At 50.3% G+C, this 13,811-nt stretch carries 26 protein-coding genes and 1 pseudogene; all 27 read right to left on the bottom strand.

Going from position 1 to position 13,811, the window contains the following annotated elements; translation table 11 throughout:
• Nucleotides 1-42: 42 nt before the first annotated feature.
• Complete coding sequence (locus RIC29_02225) at nucleotides 43-1,059, bottom strand: DNA-directed RNA polymerase subunit alpha (GenBank protein ID MEQ8733713.1); 1,017 nt, start codon at nucleotides 1,057-1,059, stop codon at nucleotides 43-45.
• A gap of 93 nt (nucleotides 1,060-1,152) precedes the next feature.
• Entirely contained in the window at nucleotides 1,153-1,542 is a 390-nt protein-coding gene (rpsK, locus tag RIC29_02220; protein MEQ8733712.1) for a 30S ribosomal protein S11, read from the bottom strand.
• 25 nt (nucleotides 1,543-1,567) lie between these two features.
• On the bottom strand, nucleotides 1,568-1,945 hold the full coding sequence (gene rpsM, locus RIC29_02215) for a 30S ribosomal protein S13 (protein ID MEQ8733711.1): 378 nt from the start codon (nucleotides 1,943-1,945) through the stop codon (nucleotides 1,568-1,570).
• Between the two features lie 100 nt (nucleotides 1,946-2,045).
• A complete protein-coding gene (locus RIC29_02210; GenBank protein ID MEQ8733710.1) occupies nucleotides 2,046-2,693 on the bottom strand; it encodes an adenylate kinase in 648 nt (215 codons plus the stop codon).
• A 5-nt stretch (nucleotides 2,694-2,698) separates the two neighbouring features.
• Nucleotides 2,699-4,060: a preprotein translocase subunit SecY gene (gene secY / locus RIC29_02205; GenBank protein ID MEQ8733709.1), complete on the bottom strand. Its 1,362-nt coding sequence runs from the start codon at nucleotides 4,058-4,060 to the stop codon at nucleotides 2,699-2,701.
• 98 nt (nucleotides 4,061-4,158) lie between these two features.
• A pseudogene (rplO, locus tag RIC29_02200) lies at nucleotides 4,159-4,617 on the bottom strand (50S ribosomal protein L15).
• Between the two features lie 47 nt (nucleotides 4,618-4,664).
• The gene (gene rpmD / locus RIC29_02195) at nucleotides 4,665-4,868 is read right to left on the bottom strand and encodes a 50S ribosomal protein L30 (GenBank protein MEQ8733708.1); all 204 of its coding nucleotides are present in this window, start codon (nucleotides 4,866-4,868) and stop codon (nucleotides 4,665-4,667) included.
• Nucleotides 4,868-5,446: a 30S ribosomal protein S5 gene (gene rpsE / locus RIC29_02190; protein MEQ8733707.1), complete on the bottom strand. Its 579-nt coding sequence runs from the start codon at nucleotides 5,444-5,446 to the stop codon at nucleotides 4,868-4,870. The genes rpmD and rpsE overlap by 1 nt, the downstream gene beginning before the upstream one ends.
• 28 nt (nucleotides 5,447-5,474) lie before the next feature.
• Nucleotides 5,475-5,837, bottom strand: coding sequence for a 50S ribosomal protein L18 (gene rplR / locus RIC29_02185; GenBank protein MEQ8733706.1), 363 nt, complete (start codon nucleotides 5,835-5,837; stop codon nucleotides 5,475-5,477).
• 11 nt (nucleotides 5,838-5,848) lie between these two features.
• Nucleotides 5,849-6,382, bottom strand: coding sequence for a 50S ribosomal protein L6 (rplF, locus tag RIC29_02180; protein MEQ8733705.1), 534 nt, complete (start codon nucleotides 6,380-6,382; stop codon nucleotides 5,849-5,851).
• Nucleotides 6,383-6,394: 12 nt separating this feature from the next.
• Complete coding sequence (rpsH, locus tag RIC29_02175) at nucleotides 6,395-6,793, bottom strand: 30S ribosomal protein S8 (protein ID MEQ8733704.1); 399 nt, start codon at nucleotides 6,791-6,793, stop codon at nucleotides 6,395-6,397.
• A gap of 12 nt (nucleotides 6,794-6,805) precedes the next feature.
• Entirely contained in the window at nucleotides 6,806-7,111 is a 306-nt protein-coding gene (gene rpsN / locus RIC29_02170) for a 30S ribosomal protein S14 (protein MEQ8733703.1), read from the bottom strand.
• Between the two features lie 20 nt (nucleotides 7,112-7,131).
• Nucleotides 7,132-7,680, bottom strand: coding sequence for a 50S ribosomal protein L5 (gene rplE / locus RIC29_02165; protein ID MEQ8733702.1), 549 nt, complete (start codon nucleotides 7,678-7,680; stop codon nucleotides 7,132-7,134).
• A gap of 8 nt (nucleotides 7,681-7,688) precedes the next feature.
• Complete coding sequence (gene rplX / locus RIC29_02160; protein ID MEQ8733701.1) at nucleotides 7,689-8,000, bottom strand: 50S ribosomal protein L24; 312 nt, start codon at nucleotides 7,998-8,000, stop codon at nucleotides 7,689-7,691.
• Entirely contained in the window at nucleotides 8,000-8,368 is a 369-nt protein-coding gene (gene rplN, locus RIC29_02155; protein MEQ8733700.1) for a 50S ribosomal protein L14, read from the bottom strand. Before rplN ends, rplX begins: the two co-directional genes overlap by 1 nt.
• Nucleotides 8,369-8,401: 33 nt before the next feature.
• On the bottom strand, nucleotides 8,402-8,641 hold the full coding sequence (gene rpsQ, locus RIC29_02150) for a 30S ribosomal protein S17 (GenBank protein MEQ8733699.1): 240 nt from the start codon (nucleotides 8,639-8,641) through the stop codon (nucleotides 8,402-8,404).
• A gap of 10 nt (nucleotides 8,642-8,651) precedes the next feature.
• A complete protein-coding gene (gene rpmC, locus RIC29_02145; protein ID MEQ8733698.1) occupies nucleotides 8,652-8,861 on the bottom strand; it encodes a 50S ribosomal protein L29 in 210 nt (69 codons plus the stop codon).
• 3 nt (nucleotides 8,862-8,864) lie between these two features.
• Nucleotides 8,865-9,284, bottom strand: a complete 420-nt coding sequence (rplP, locus tag RIC29_02140) for a 50S ribosomal protein L16 (GenBank protein ID MEQ8733697.1) — start codon at nucleotides 9,282-9,284, stop codon at nucleotides 8,865-8,867.
• A 31-nt stretch (nucleotides 9,285-9,315) separates the two neighbouring features.
• Nucleotides 9,316-9,996, bottom strand: a complete 681-nt coding sequence (gene rpsC / locus RIC29_02135; protein MEQ8733696.1) for a 30S ribosomal protein S3 — start codon at nucleotides 9,994-9,996, stop codon at nucleotides 9,316-9,318.
• The gene (gene rplV, locus RIC29_02130; protein ID MEQ8733695.1) at nucleotides 9,996-10,376 is read right to left on the bottom strand and encodes a 50S ribosomal protein L22; all 381 of its coding nucleotides are present in this window, start codon (nucleotides 10,374-10,376) and stop codon (nucleotides 9,996-9,998) included. Before rplV ends, rpsC begins: the two co-directional genes overlap by 1 nt.
• A gap of 2 nt (nucleotides 10,377-10,378) precedes the next feature.
• On the bottom strand, nucleotides 10,379-10,657 hold the full coding sequence (gene rpsS / locus RIC29_02125) for a 30S ribosomal protein S19 (GenBank protein ID MEQ8733694.1): 279 nt from the start codon (nucleotides 10,655-10,657) through the stop codon (nucleotides 10,379-10,381).
• Between the two features lie 12 nt (nucleotides 10,658-10,669).
• Nucleotides 10,670-11,512 carry a 50S ribosomal protein L2 gene (rplB, locus tag RIC29_02120; protein MEQ8733693.1) on the bottom strand — a complete coding sequence of 281 codons (843 nt, stop codon included), beginning with the start codon at nucleotides 11,510-11,512 and terminating at the stop codon, nucleotides 10,670-10,672.
• 4 nt (nucleotides 11,513-11,516) lie between these two features.
• On the bottom strand, nucleotides 11,517-11,825 hold the full coding sequence (locus tag RIC29_02115; protein ID MEQ8733692.1) for a 50S ribosomal protein L23: 309 nt from the start codon (nucleotides 11,823-11,825) through the stop codon (nucleotides 11,517-11,519).
• Nucleotides 11,822-12,442: a 50S ribosomal protein L4 gene (rplD, locus tag RIC29_02110; protein ID MEQ8733691.1), complete on the bottom strand. Its 621-nt coding sequence runs from the start codon at nucleotides 12,440-12,442 to the stop codon at nucleotides 11,822-11,824. Before rplD ends, RIC29_02115 begins: the two co-directional genes overlap by 4 nt.
• Nucleotides 12,443-12,444: 2 nt before the next feature.
• Nucleotides 12,445-13,236 carry a 50S ribosomal protein L3 gene (rplC, locus tag RIC29_02105; protein ID MEQ8733690.1) on the bottom strand — a complete coding sequence of 264 codons (792 nt, stop codon included), beginning with the start codon at nucleotides 13,234-13,236 and terminating at the stop codon, nucleotides 12,445-12,447.
• A gap of 10 nt (nucleotides 13,237-13,246) precedes the next feature.
• Nucleotides 13,247-13,558 carry a 30S ribosomal protein S10 gene (rpsJ, locus tag RIC29_02100; protein MEQ8733689.1) on the bottom strand — a complete coding sequence of 104 codons (312 nt, stop codon included), beginning with the start codon at nucleotides 13,556-13,558 and terminating at the stop codon, nucleotides 13,247-13,249.
• Nucleotides 13,559-13,615: 57 nt separating this feature from the next.
• On the bottom strand, nucleotides 13,616-13,811 hold a 196-nt coding region (tuf, locus tag RIC29_02095; protein MEQ8733688.1), incomplete at its 5' end, for an elongation factor Tu.

Genomic DNA, 13,811 nt, shown 5'->3' with positions numbered 1-13,811 from the left:
TAGGCTCTCATAGCCCGAGTATTGAAAAACTGAACCGTTTGCCTAGAAAGGTTCTTCGAGTTTTTTGGCCAAATCTTCGATATTTTCAGGTGGCCAATTGGTAACTTCCATGCCCAGGTGCAGACCCATTTGTGCCAACACTTCTTTAATCTCGTTCAAAGACTTGCGACCGAAGTTAGGCGTGCGAAGCATTTCAGCTTCAGACTTTTGAACCAAGTCACCAATGTAAATGATGTTGTCGTTCTTCAGGCAGTTGGCAGAACGTACCGAAAGTTCCAACTCATCAACCTTACGGAGAAGATGTTTATTGAATGGCAGGTCTTCATCAGGCCGCTCGTGGAATGCTTGGCTTGGCTCTTCGAAGTTGATGAAGAGTTGCAGCTGATCTTGAAGAATACGGGCTGCGAGAGCCACAGCATCTTCTGGGCTTACGGCACCGTTGGTATGAACCTTCATGGATAATTTATCGTAGTCAGTAACCTGACCAACGCGCGTGTTGTCTACGGAATACGACACACGACGGACTGGACTGAAGATCGCGTCAATTGGAATGACACCAATGGCATCATCTTCCTTACGGTTCTGGACAGCAGCCACATAGCCTTTACCATTGCTGACTTCCATTTCGATATCGAGCTTCGCGCCGTCATCCAAGTGACAAATCACAAGGTCGGGGTTCATAATTTCAATATCTGCAGGCGTGTCAATTTGTGCCGCTGTAACTTCACCAGGACCTTTCGCAGTCAACGTCATGCGCTTCGGGCCTTCAGCATGCATAGCCAAGGCAATCTGCTTGATGTTCAAGATCAAATCCGTAACATCTTCACGCACACCCGGAACAGATGAAAACTCGTGCAATACGCTTTCAATGCGGATTGATGTAATTGCAGCGCCCTGCAAGGACGACAACAAAATACGGCGTAGCGCATTACCGAGTGTAATACCAAAACCGCGTTCTAGCGGCTCAGCAACAATGGTCGCCGTACGGGTGCTATCATCTCCACCCTCAACGTTGAGTTTGTTAGGCTTAATCAGCTCTTGCCAGTTTTTCTGTAACACGGCGTGATCCCGCTCTTCTAAAGGTGATGGGCGCTTAAAGTTTCAGTGCCCGAACAGCTGTTCCACTGATGTGGAACAGCAAACATATATTTTTTAAACTCTGCGGCGCTTGCGTGGACGACATCCGTTATGTGGGATGGGCGTCACATCCTGAATGGACGTGATATTGAAACCAACTGTTTGCAAAGCACGCAGTGCGGACTCTCTGCCGCTACCTGGACCTTTAACCTGGACCGACAACGTTTTCATGCCGTGTTCCATGGCTTTCTTGCCAGCATCTTCTGCGGCCATCTGGGCTGCGTAAGGCGTCGACTTTCTTGACCCTTTAAACCCTTGACCACCGGCTGAAGACCAGGAGATAGCGTTGCCCTGAACATCAGTGATAGTGACGAGCGTGTTGTTAAAGGTCGAATTAACATGCGCAATTCCTGAACTGATATTCTTGCGTTCTTTTTTGCGTGTTCGTGTAGCTGGCTTGGCCATGTCTTTTTACGTCCGTTATTTGGCGTTACTTGGTAACTTTTTTCTTGCCTGCGATGGCTTTTGCGGGGCCCTTGCGAGTCCGCGCATTCGTATGAGTCCGCTGACCGCGAACAGGAAGCCCCTTACGATGGCGCAAACCTCGATAGCACCCCAGATCCATCAACCGCTTAATGTTCATTGCGGTTTCACGTCTAAGGTCACCCTCAACCACGAAGTCTTGGTCAATGATGTCACGTACCCGTCCCACCTCATCATCAGACAACTGATTGACACGTAAGGTCATATCTATGTTAGCCCGATGACAAATATCGACAGCACGTGTACTCCCAATGCCAAAGATATAGGTCAAAGCAATGGGGACCCGTTTATTCGTAGGAATGTTAACGCCTGCAATACGCGCCAAAGCCCGTACTCCTTTTTAATATTAATTGTTCTCGAGAGCGCTCGGCCCAGCCGGAAAAGCGCGCCATTATAGGCAGGCTTCTCCCTCTGTCAACACGCTCTCAGCTGTCTAAAACCCTTTTAATGCTTGCCGTTACGACATCCATGTCCTGGTCACCGTCAACGACTGCAAGCAAGCCCTTTTGCTCGTAAAACGGGAGCAAAGGGGCCGTTTGCCCGTGATAAGCTTGTAGCCGAGATACAACAGTCTGGGCATTATCATCCGCACGTCGAATGAATTCGCTACTGCCACATACATCACAAATCTCAACCACTTTGGTCTTTTTATATGTGTCGTGATACCCTTCGCCACATTTCGCGCAGGTAAATCTGCCTGTGATCCGGTCTATCAGCTTTTGGTCAGGCACCCGGATTTCAATAACTGAATCCAGCTTCAGGCCCTTTTCCATCAGCATAGCATCTAGACCTTCAGCTTGTGCTACGGTCCGCGGAAAGCCGTCCAAGATAAATCCATTGGCGCAATCAGGGTGGTCCAGCCGCTCTGAAATCATACCGATCATAATTTCATCTGAGACAAGGTTACCCGCGTCCATAATCTGCTTTGCTTGGTTTCCTAGATCAGTGCCAGCAGCTACGGCTGCCCTTAGCATATCGCCAGTCGACAACTGTACGATGCCATAAGCACTTTCCAGAAATTTAGCTTGAGTGCCCTTACCACCGCCGGGAGGTCCCATCAAGATGAGGCGCATGCCGCTCATCTGTTTCGTCCACGCAGTCGGGATTTCTTGATGAGACCTTCATATTGATGAGCAAGAAGGTGAGACTGAATTTGCTGAACCGTATTGAGGGTAACGTTTACAACGATAAGGAGACTTGTGCCACCGAAGTAGAACGTCACGTTCATGCGAGAAATAAGAATTTCAGGCAGCAGACAAACAATAATCAAGTAGATGCTACCGACGGTGGTTAAACGAGTCAGAACGTAATCAATATATTCAGCTGTGTTTTTTCCAGGACGTATTCCGGGGATAAAACCGCCATATTTTCTTAGATTCTCAGCCGTATCCGCCGGGTTAAACACCAAGGCCGTATAGAAAAAGGCGAAGAATGCAATAAACACAGAGTAAAGAAAGAGGTAGAGAGGCTGACCACGTCCCAGCAATACTCCGATGGTGTTCAGAATACCGCCCTCACCGCTCGCATCAACCGCGCCGCCCTGAAGGCCAGCAACAGTCAACGGCATAAGCAATATAGAGCTGGCAAAAATAGCCGGAATAACACCAGCGGTATTTAGCTTTAATGGGAGATGGGAGTTTTCACCCCCAAACATTTTGTTGCCAACCTGCCGTTTTGGATACTGGACAATAATGCGGCGTTGAGCCAACTCAACAAAGCAGATCAAGAAAATCGTTACGATAATTCCAACGATTAACCCAACAATCACCAGGGGGGACATAGCCCCTGTGCGGCCCAGTTCTAGGGTTTGAGCAATCGCACCAGGCAAGCCAGCGACGATACCGGCAAAGATAAGGAGTGAAACACCTTGGCCAATACCGCGCTCACTGATTTGCTCGCCCAGCCAGACCAAGAACATTGTACCACCCACCAGAGTGATAATTGTTGTGAACTTAAAGAAAAGACCAGGGTTTTGAACTGCCAGAGCACCGGTCGAACTGGTTGCCCCTTCCAAACCTGAAGCAATACCTAGCGCTTGTAACGCACAAATACCAACGGTCAGATACCGCGTGTATTGGTTCATTTTGATGCGCCCGGTAACCCCTTCTTTTTTCATCTGTTCCAAGGTTGGGTTAACGGCAGCCATCAGCTGCATAATAATTGCAGCTGAAATATAAGGCATAATATTAAGAGCGAAGATACTCATGCGCGACAATGCGCCACCAGCAAAAACATCAAACATACCGAGCACGCCGGCACTTTGCTGTTGCATGATATCTGCCATCACCTGTGGATCGATGCCAGGAAGCGTAATAAACGTCCCCATGCGATAAACGATCAACGCACCAAGCGTAAACCAAATGCGGCGTTTTAGGTCGGTGGCCTTTGCGAAAACGCCAAAGTTGACGTTAGCAGCCAGCTGATCGGCGGCTGATGCCATGCGGTTTACTCGTTGACCCCGCTGGCTTTAGCTGCGGCCTTGGATTTCCTTAATGCCTTCTTGCCTGGAGCCTTGTTGGCAGAGGCGGCTGATACTTTAGCAGGCGTTACGGTTACAGAACCGCCAGCTTTTTCAACAGCGGCTACCGCTGCGGCTGATGCGTGATCAACTGTTATGTTAATTTTCGCTTTGATTTCGCCGGACGCCAAAAGCCGAATTCCATCACGACGTTGACGGATTAAACCTGCGGCTTCTAGAACGCTGCCATCAATAGCTTTGGAGCCATCCAGACTGCCAGCATCAATTGCCTTTTGTAGGCGACCAATGTTTACGACTGCAAACTCTTTAGGATTAAGAGCGTTAAAGCCACGCTTCGGCAAACGCCTGTAGATAGGCATTTGCCCACCTTCAAAGCCCTTGATTGCGACACCAGAACGGGATGTTTGACCCTTGTAGCCGCGACCAGCGGTTTTACCCTTGCCAGAACCAGCCCCACGGCCAACGCGCATCCGCTCTTTAGTAGCGCCAGGCTTATCGCGTAATTGATTAAGTTGCATAATGCGCCTTCCTGCACCGGCGTACCGGTGCTTGTTCACAAATAGAGTTAGTTATCAGTTTCAACCCGCACAAGGTGGCTGACCTTATTAATCATGCCACGCACAGATGGGGTATCTTCCAATGTGCGCGTGCGATGCATTTTATCTAGGCCGAGCCCTTTAAGAGTTGCCTTCTGTGACTTGTGGCGCCCGATTGGGCTGCCAATTTGTGTTAAAGTCACCGTGTCAGCGGATTTAGATTTACCAGCCATCAGGACGCCTCCTTAACCGCGGCTTCGTCGCGTGGCACGGCATCACCGCGGCGGCCAACAATGTCAGCAACTTTCTTGCCCCGCTTAGCCGCAATCATACGCGGTGAGTTCAGAAGCTTAAGGGCCTCAAATGTGGCCTTGACCATGTTGTAAGGGTTGTTAGAGCCCTGACTTTTGGCAACAACGTCTTGCACACCCATTGTCTCGAAAACAGCACGCATAGGACCGCCTGCGATAATGCCCGTTCCGGGAGGTGCTGAACGCAACACAACCCGGCCTGCGCCGAATTTTCCATTTACGTCATGATGCAAGGTGCGGCCTTCGCGCAATGGTACGCGGATTAAAGTACGCTTAGCCTGCTCTGTCGCCTTGCGAATGGCCTCAGGAACTTCCCGAGCTTTACCAGACCCAAAACCAACCCGGCCTTTGTTGTCTCCAACCACGACTAAAGCAGCAAACGCAAAGCGTCGACCGCCCTTAACCACCTTGGCAACACGATTGATGTAAACAAGCTTATCAACGAGATCGTCTTCTTTATCCCGCTCGCGTCGATCCGCGTTAGCTCCTGAACGTGCCATATTCTCTAGTCCTTCCTACGGTCGCCTACTAAAACGACAGGCCACCTTCACGCGCTGCGTCGGCCAAAGCCTTAACGCGACCGTGATACTTATAACCACCGCGATCAAAAATAACGTCTGATACGCCAGCACCTTTTGCCCGCTCAGCAATCAACTTTCCAACAGCCTGAGCCGCCTCGGTTGTGCAACCCTTTTTGGCATCTTTCTTAACACCAGCTTCAAGGCTTGAAGCAGCAACAACAGTTTTGCCTTCAACATCGCTGATGACCTGGGCATAAATATGCCGACCAGAGCGAAAGACCGATAAGCGCGGACGCAGGCTCTTCATCTTGCGAATTTTGAACCGGGTTCTGTTTTTCCGGCGATTGAACAATTTGATAACGGATGTCATCGTTCGTTTCCTTACTTCTTCTTACCTTCTTTACGCAGGATGTATTCTCCGGCGTAACGCACACCTTTACCTTTGTAAGGCTCCGGCGGACGGTAGGCTCTAATTTCAGCGGCCACTTGACCAATCTTTTGCAGGTCCGACCCGCTGATATCAATCTGTGTGGGTTGCGGCGTCTTAATCTCGACCCCTTCGGGGATCGGAAAATCGACATCATGAGAGAAACCAAGACTCAAAACTAATTTGTTTCCCTGAGCCTGCGCCTTATAACCAACACCTTGAATTTCCAAGGTTTTAGTAAAACCATCACTCACACCAACCACCATGTTTTGCACCAGTGAACGGGTGGTGCCCCACATTTTGCGGGCGATTTTGCCTTTATTGGCCGGTTTTACTGTAACCTCGTTATCGGCAATGATCGTCTCGACCTCATCAGCCGTTAAGTAGGTCAACTCACCGCGCTTACCTTTAGCAGTGAGAAGGTTTCCCTCCAGCGTAACGGTGACACCGTCCGGAATAACGACAGGATTTTTTCCAACGCGTGACATTCTGATCTCTCCCTAAAATACCTGGCAGAGGACTTCGCCGCCCACGTTGGCATCGCGTGCCTCGTGGTCCGACATCACACCGCGTGGCGTAGACAAAATGGAAATGCCCAAGCCGTTGTAAACGCGAGGAAGATCTTTGATCTTCGCGTAGATGCGGCGCCCGGGCGTCGATACACGCGTGATCTTGCTGATCACAGGCTCACCTTCGTTGTATTTCAACTCAATACGCAGTTCGTCAACACCTGGGCGCAAGTTGTAACGCTCATAGCCACGAATGTAACCTTCGCGCTGTAATACGTTTAAAACGTTCTCACGAAGCTTAGACGCAGGTGCTGTAACAGCATTCTTGCGCGCCTGTTGCCCGTTACGGATACGAGTTAGCGTATCACCGATGGGATCGGATAAAGCCACTGTCGTCTCTCCTTACCAGCTCGACTTAACCATGCCGGGAATTTGACCTTTAGAGGCCAATTCCCGCAACATGACGCGGCCTAGCTTAAACTTTCTATACACGCCACGAGGACGACCAGTGACTTCACACCGATTGTGCACACGCACTTTGGAACCGTTCCGAGGCATCTCAGCCAGCTTAAGCGAAGCCTCAAATCTTTCTTCAGGTGATGATGAACGATCCATCATCTGCGCCTTGAGGCTGGCCCGGCGCTCTGCTTGCTGGACCACCATCTTGCGGCGTTTCTTATCGCGTTGTACTGCGCTCGTCTTAGCCATAGTTCAGACTGCTCCTGGCTTTAGGATTTACGAAACGGCAAATCGAACCCTTCGAGAAGCGCCTTCGCTTCTTCGTCGTTCTTTGCCGTTGTGCAAATTGTGATGTTCATACCTCTAACCTTATCCACCTGATCATATTCAATCTCAGGAAAGACAATTTGTTCTTTGAGGCCCATATTATAGTTGCCCTTACCGTCGAAACTCTTCGGCGGAAGACCGCGAAAGTCCCGCACGCGTGGCAAGGCAATCGTAACCAAGCGATCAAGAAACTCGTACATACGAACACGACGTAGGGTAACAGACGTCCCGACCATCATGCCGTCGCGCAGCTTAAAGCCAGCGATTGATTTCTTAGATCGTGTAATCACAGGCTTCTGACCAGTAATCAAAGTCAAATCCTGCACGGCTCCCTCGATCTTTTTACGATCTTGAGAAGCTTCACCCACGCCCATGTTTAGTACGATCTTCTCAAGCTTAGGAACCTGCATGGGGTTCGCATAAGAAAAAGCTTCCTGAAGAGACTTCTGGACGACGTCATTATAGTATTGGCGTAAACGCGGTTCAGTCATAACTGGCCTCAATCGATCACTTCGCCGGTACGCTTTGCGTACCGAACTTTGGTGCCATCATCGAGTGTTTTAAACCCGACACGTGTAGCTACGTTTTCTTTAGGGTCAACGATTGCCACATTGGACACATGAATAGATGCTTCTTTTTCGATAATCCCGCCAGCGGCAGTCGCAGACGCCCGGGTATGCCGACGTGTCACGTTAATACCCTGCACGATAACGCGGTCTTGCGCGGGTAGCGCCTTAACCACATCACCGGTTTTACCGCGGTCACGCCCGGTCAACACAATGACCTTATCGCCTTTTTTTATCTTGGCCATTACAGCACCTCCGGCGCCAAAGACACGATTTTCATAAATGTCTTGGAACGAAGTTCGCGGGTTACTGGTCCAAAGATACGAGTCCCAATCGGCTCACCCGCTTTATTGATAAGTACTGCGGCATTGCCATCAAACCGGATAGCGGTTCCATCTGCACGGCGCACTTCCTTTGCCGTACGAACAACAACAGCGCGGTGTACATCACCCTTCTTAACACGGCCACGCGGAATGGCTTCCTTTACAGAAACCACAATAACATCGCCGACGCCGGCAGATCTGCGTTTAGATCCACCGAGAACCTTGATGCACTGAACCCGCCTCGCTCCTGAGTTATCAGCAACGTCCAGATTTGTTTGCATCTGAATCATAGCATTACGTCCTTACGTTCTTCCTGGGGGTGGCTACTCAGCAGAGTCAGACACCAGCTCCCAAGTCTTGTTTTTTGAGATCGGCGAACACTCACGAATACGCACGATATCGCCAATCTTGCAGCTATTTGTTTCATCATGCGCTGCATACTTCTTGGAGCGCTTGATGAACTTTTTATAGAGCGGGTGAGCAACTCGGCGTTCCACTTTGACGACAACGGTCTTGTCTTGCTTGTCACTAACGACCAAGCCTTGAAGAATACGTTTAGGCATCAGTCTCTCCCTACGCCTGAGCTGCGGCGGCATCGCCGCGTTGCTGCAGGATTGTCTTAACTTGCGCAATTTCCCGGCGCACACGCTTAAATTCTGCTGTGTTCTCCAGTTGGCCAGATGCCTGCTGAAAACGCAGATTCAATTGAGTCTTCTTAAGGTCGAGCAATAGGCCCGACAATTCATCTTCGCTCTTCGCGCGCAAATCTTCTGCTTTAGCCATGATTTAGCCCTCAGCTCCAATACGAGCGACGAATTTTGTCTTAATTGGAAGCTTTGCTGCCGCAAGCTCAAAAGCTTCACGGGCAATAGCCTCAGACACACCGTCAACTTCAAACATGATTCTTCCAGGCTTAACCCGACAAGCCCAATACTCCACAGCCCCCTTGCCTTTACCTTGGCGAACTTCAGGTGGCTTTTTAGAAACAGGCACATCTGGAAAAATACGGATCCAAACGCGACCTTGGCGCTTCATGTGCCTGGTCATTGCACGACGAGCCGCCTCAATCTGACGCGCTGTTACGCGTTCAGGCTGCAACGCCTTCAGGCCATATGACCCAAAATTGAGTTGCGCCCCAGATTGAGCGACGCCGTGAATACGTCCCTTATGGGCCTTTCTAAACTTTGTACGCTTCGGACTTAACATCCCGAACCTTCCTTAACTCAACGAGCTACGCTTAAGAGCGTGCGCCTTGTTCTTGTAAACGACGATCGTGGGCCATGGGATCGTGCTCCATGATATCGCCCTTAAATATCCAAACCTTAACACCACAAACGCCATAAGTTGTATGCCCGCTTGCTTCGCCGTAATCGATATCGGCCCGAAGGGTATGCAAAGGCACCCGGCCTTCGCGGTACCATTCCGTGCGTGCGATTTCAGCACCGCCTAGTCGACCTGCACAGTTAATTCGAATACCACCAGCGCCAAGCCGCATTGCAGATTGGACGGCACGCTTCATGGCGCGACGGAAAGCGACACGGCGCTCGAGTTGTTGAGCAATATTTTCAGCAACCAATTGAGCATCGATTTCAGGTTTGCGAATTTCAATAATGTTGAGGCTGACTTCGTTACCTGTCATCTGCTGCAAATCTTTACGCATCACTTCGATGTCTTGACCTTTTTTACCGATCACAACACCGGGCCTCGCAGTGTGTATGCTAACACGAGCCTTCTTAGCGGGGCGCTCGATCACAATCTTAGACACACCTGCTTGCGCTAGACGGCCCTGCAAGTATTTACGAATGCGAAGGTCTTCATGCAGCATATCGACATATTTGTCCTTGCTGGCGTACCAACGTGAATCCCACGTACGGTTAATGCCAAGGCGCAGGCCGATCGGATTAACTTTCTGACCCATTAGACGGTCTCCTCGCGCTCACGCACGATAATGGTGAGATTACTGAACGGCTTGAGAATTTTACCAACCCGGCCACGCGCCCGAGGACGCCACCGTTTCATGGTCAAACTCTTGCCAACAAACGCTTCTGACACAACCAAACTATCGACATCTAGTTGGTGATTATTTTCCGCATTTGCGATCGCGGACTCTAGGACGCGTTTCACGTCCTGAGACACCCGGCGGGTCGAAAAACTCAACTGCGCCAATGCTGCTTCAGCGGATTTCCCGCGAATAGACTGCGCAACCAAGTTAAGCTTCTGCGGACTCACGCGGATAGACTTAGAAAATGCACGTGCCTCGACATCACTAAGACGGCGCTCAATGCTGGGCTTACCCATAGCTACTTCCTCTTCGCTTTCTTATCAGCCGCATGGCCGTAATAGGTCCGCGTCGGGGAGAACTCACCGAATTTATGACCAATCATGTTTTCGGTCACCAAAACCGGGACAAACTTATGCCCGTTGTGCACACCAAACGTTAATCCCACAAACTGTGGAAATATAGTTGAGCGGCGCGACCAAATTTTGATCACATCGTTTCGGCCAGACGCACGGGCTACTTCTGCTTTCTTGAGCAGATAGCCGTCGACGAACGGACCTTTCCAGACAGAACGAACCACTAGCGCCCTCCGTTACTTTCTTTTTTTCTTGGCCAGATGACGGCTGCGCATAATCAGCCCATCTGTGCGCTTGTTAGATCTCGTTTTCTTACCCTTGGTTGGCTTACCCCATGGCGTCACTGGATGGCGACCTCCAGAGGTTTTTCCTTCACCACCACCGTGGGGGTGATCAACCGGGTTCATAACAACACCACGAACTGTTGGACGGACACCCATCCAACGCTTACGTCCAGCTTTACCAAGCTTGACGTTTTGATTATCCGGATTAGATACGGCACCAATCGATGCCATGCACTCACCGCGGACCAATCGCAATTCACCAGATGAAAGTCTAAGTTGGGCGTAACCGCCATCCTTACCAATCAACTGAGCATAACAACCGGCTGAGCGAGCAATCTGCGCGCCCTTTCCAGGTTTCATTTCAATGTTATGAATAATAGTGCCGACCGGAATGCTTTTTAGCGGCATCGCATTGCCGGGCTTAATGTCAGCATGTTCAGAAGCTACAACCTGATCCCCAACCTTCAAACGTTGCGGAGCCAGAATGTAGGCCAACTCACTATCTTCATACTTGATCAGCGCAATGAAAGCCGTGCGATTGGGATCATACTCAAGGCGTTCTACAGTAGCAACGACATCAAACTTCGTGCGTTTGAAATCAATCGTCCGATAGCGACGCTTATGCCCACCACCGATGTGGCGCATCGTCATCCGACCATGGTTATTCCGACCACCCGACTTGGTCAAACCTTCGGTGAGCGCCTTTACAGGCCCCCCCTTGTGCAAGTCAGAACGGTCAACGAGCACGAGGCCACGCATCCCGTTCGTCATCGGCTTGTAGGATTTAAGTGCCATTGATCTACAGTCCCGTCGTCACGTCAATAGACTGACCTTCAGCCAACGTAACGATTGCCTTCTTAATGTTATTCCTGCGGCCAACCTGGCCCCTAAAACGCTTAACTTTACCCTTTTGAATGAGGGTGTTTACGCCCTTAACGTCTACTTTGAACAAGGTCTCAACCGCCTGCTTGATCTGAGGCTTGGTTGCCCACATTGAGACATTGAACATGACCTGATTAAATTCAGAGGCCATGGTTGATTTTTCAGTGATAAGTGGAGACTTAATCACATCATAAAGTGTTTCTGTCGGTTGCTTATCGGCGCTCATTTTAAACGCTCCTCAAGCTTTTCAAGTCCGGCTTTGGTTAGAACTAACTTTTCGCGACGAAGAATGTCGTAAACATTAGCTCCTTGCTCCGGCAACACATCAACACCAATGATATTGCGGGCCGCCAAGCAAAAAGCCTCATCTGGCGACGTGCCGTCAATGATCAAGACTGACGTCCAACCAAGCTTTTTAATCTTCTCAGCTAGAAACTTCGTTTTACTTTCCGAAGACTTAGCTTCCTCTAGAACAATCAGACTGCCGCTTTTAGCTTTGGCTGACAAAGCTGTTTTTAAACCCAGGCGCCGGACCTTCTTTGGAAGGGAATGAGCGTGGCTGCGTACAACAGGACCAAAAGCTTTACCACCGCTACGTTGGTGAGGTGCACGGGCATTACCCTGACGCGCACGTCCTGTACCCTTTTGCTTAAAGGGCTTTTTGTTGGTTCCGCTAACTTCGCCAACAGTCTTTGTCTTGTGAGTACCAGCCTGACGCTTTGCAAGCTGCCAACGCACAACCCGATGCAGAATATCTTCTCTTATATCGAGCCCGAAGATTGCATCAGCCAACTCAACTGAACCGACATTTTTACTATCGAGATTAATGATATCGCACTTCATATCTATGCGTCCTTTTCGCCAGCATCTGCCGCTTCATTAGCAACACTTGCTTCAGCAGCCTCTGCAGGAGCTTCTTCATCAGGATGCGCTTCACCACTTGGCGCCGCCGCCCCAACAGAAGAAGCCTTCAATGCCGCCGGCGTCGGCAACCCTTCGGGAAGCGCCTTCTTAACAGCATCCTTAATCAGAACATAAGAATTGTCCGAGCCTGGAACGCCGCCACTCACCAGAACAAGGCCGCGTGCAGCATCTGTTGATACGATCTTCAAATTCTGAACAGTCGTGCGTTGATCACCCATGTGACCGGCCATCTTCTTACCCTTGAAGACCTTACCTGGATCTTGACACTGGCCTGTTGAACCATGACTACGGTGAGAAACTGACACACCGTGAGATGCTTCAAGACCACCAAAATTGTGACGCTTCATTCCGCCAGCGAACCCCTTACCGATAGAGGTTCCTGTAACATCAACGAATTGACCAGGAATGAAGTGCTCCGCGGAGATTTCAGCGCCCACTTCCACCAGGTTTTCCGGGTTGACGCGGAACTCAACAAGCTTCTTGCGAGGCTCTACTTTTGCTTTTGCAAAGTGGCCACGCATCGCCTTGTTAACATTACGAGGCTTGGCAGCGCCGATACCGAGTTGAACAGCTGAATAACCATCCTTCTCGTTCGTGCGTTGAGCAACCACCTGAACACCATCTACCTTAAGAACAGTGACAGGAATATGCTCTCCGCTTTCGGCGAAGACCCGGGTCATCCCCAGTTTTTGTGCAACTAGACCGGTACGCATCAGATCAACCCTACAACTTAATTTCCACGTCGACGCCAGCCGCAAGATCCAGCTTCATCAGTGCATCCACAGTCTGTGGGGTCGGATCGACGATGTCGAGCAGACGCTTATGCGTTCTGATTTCAAACTGTTCCCGCGACTTTTTATCGATATGCGGAGACCGGTTAACAGTAAATTTCTCAATACGAGTTGGCAGCGGAATGGGCCCGCGAACCTGAGCACCCGTTCTCTTAGCTGTCGACACAATCTCACGGGTCGACTGATCAAGCACGCGATGATCAAAAGCCTTGAGGCGGATGCGGATATTTTGATTGTCTAGCATCAGTCCATTCCTGAAAGAAACGGCACCCCAAAATCGGGGTGCCGAAGCTTAACTGTCCTATTCGATAATTTTAGCGACGACCCCGGCACCGACGGTACGGCCCCCTTCGCGAATAGCGAAGCGCAGACCATCATCCATGGCAATCGGGGCAATCAGGTTGACCTGCATGGAAATATTATCTCCAGGCATAACCATCTCTGTCCCTTCCGGAAGCTCAATCGTCCCCGTCACGTCCGTCGTGCGGAAGTAAAAC

The sequence above is a fragment of the Rhodospirillaceae bacterium genome (assembly GCA_040219235.1).
Lineage (GTDB): Bacteria > Pseudomonadota > Alphaproteobacteria > Rhodospirillales > Rhodospirillaceae > WLXB01.
Note: the sequence above shows the minus strand (reverse complement) of the source record. Positions and strands in the feature narration are given on the sequence as shown.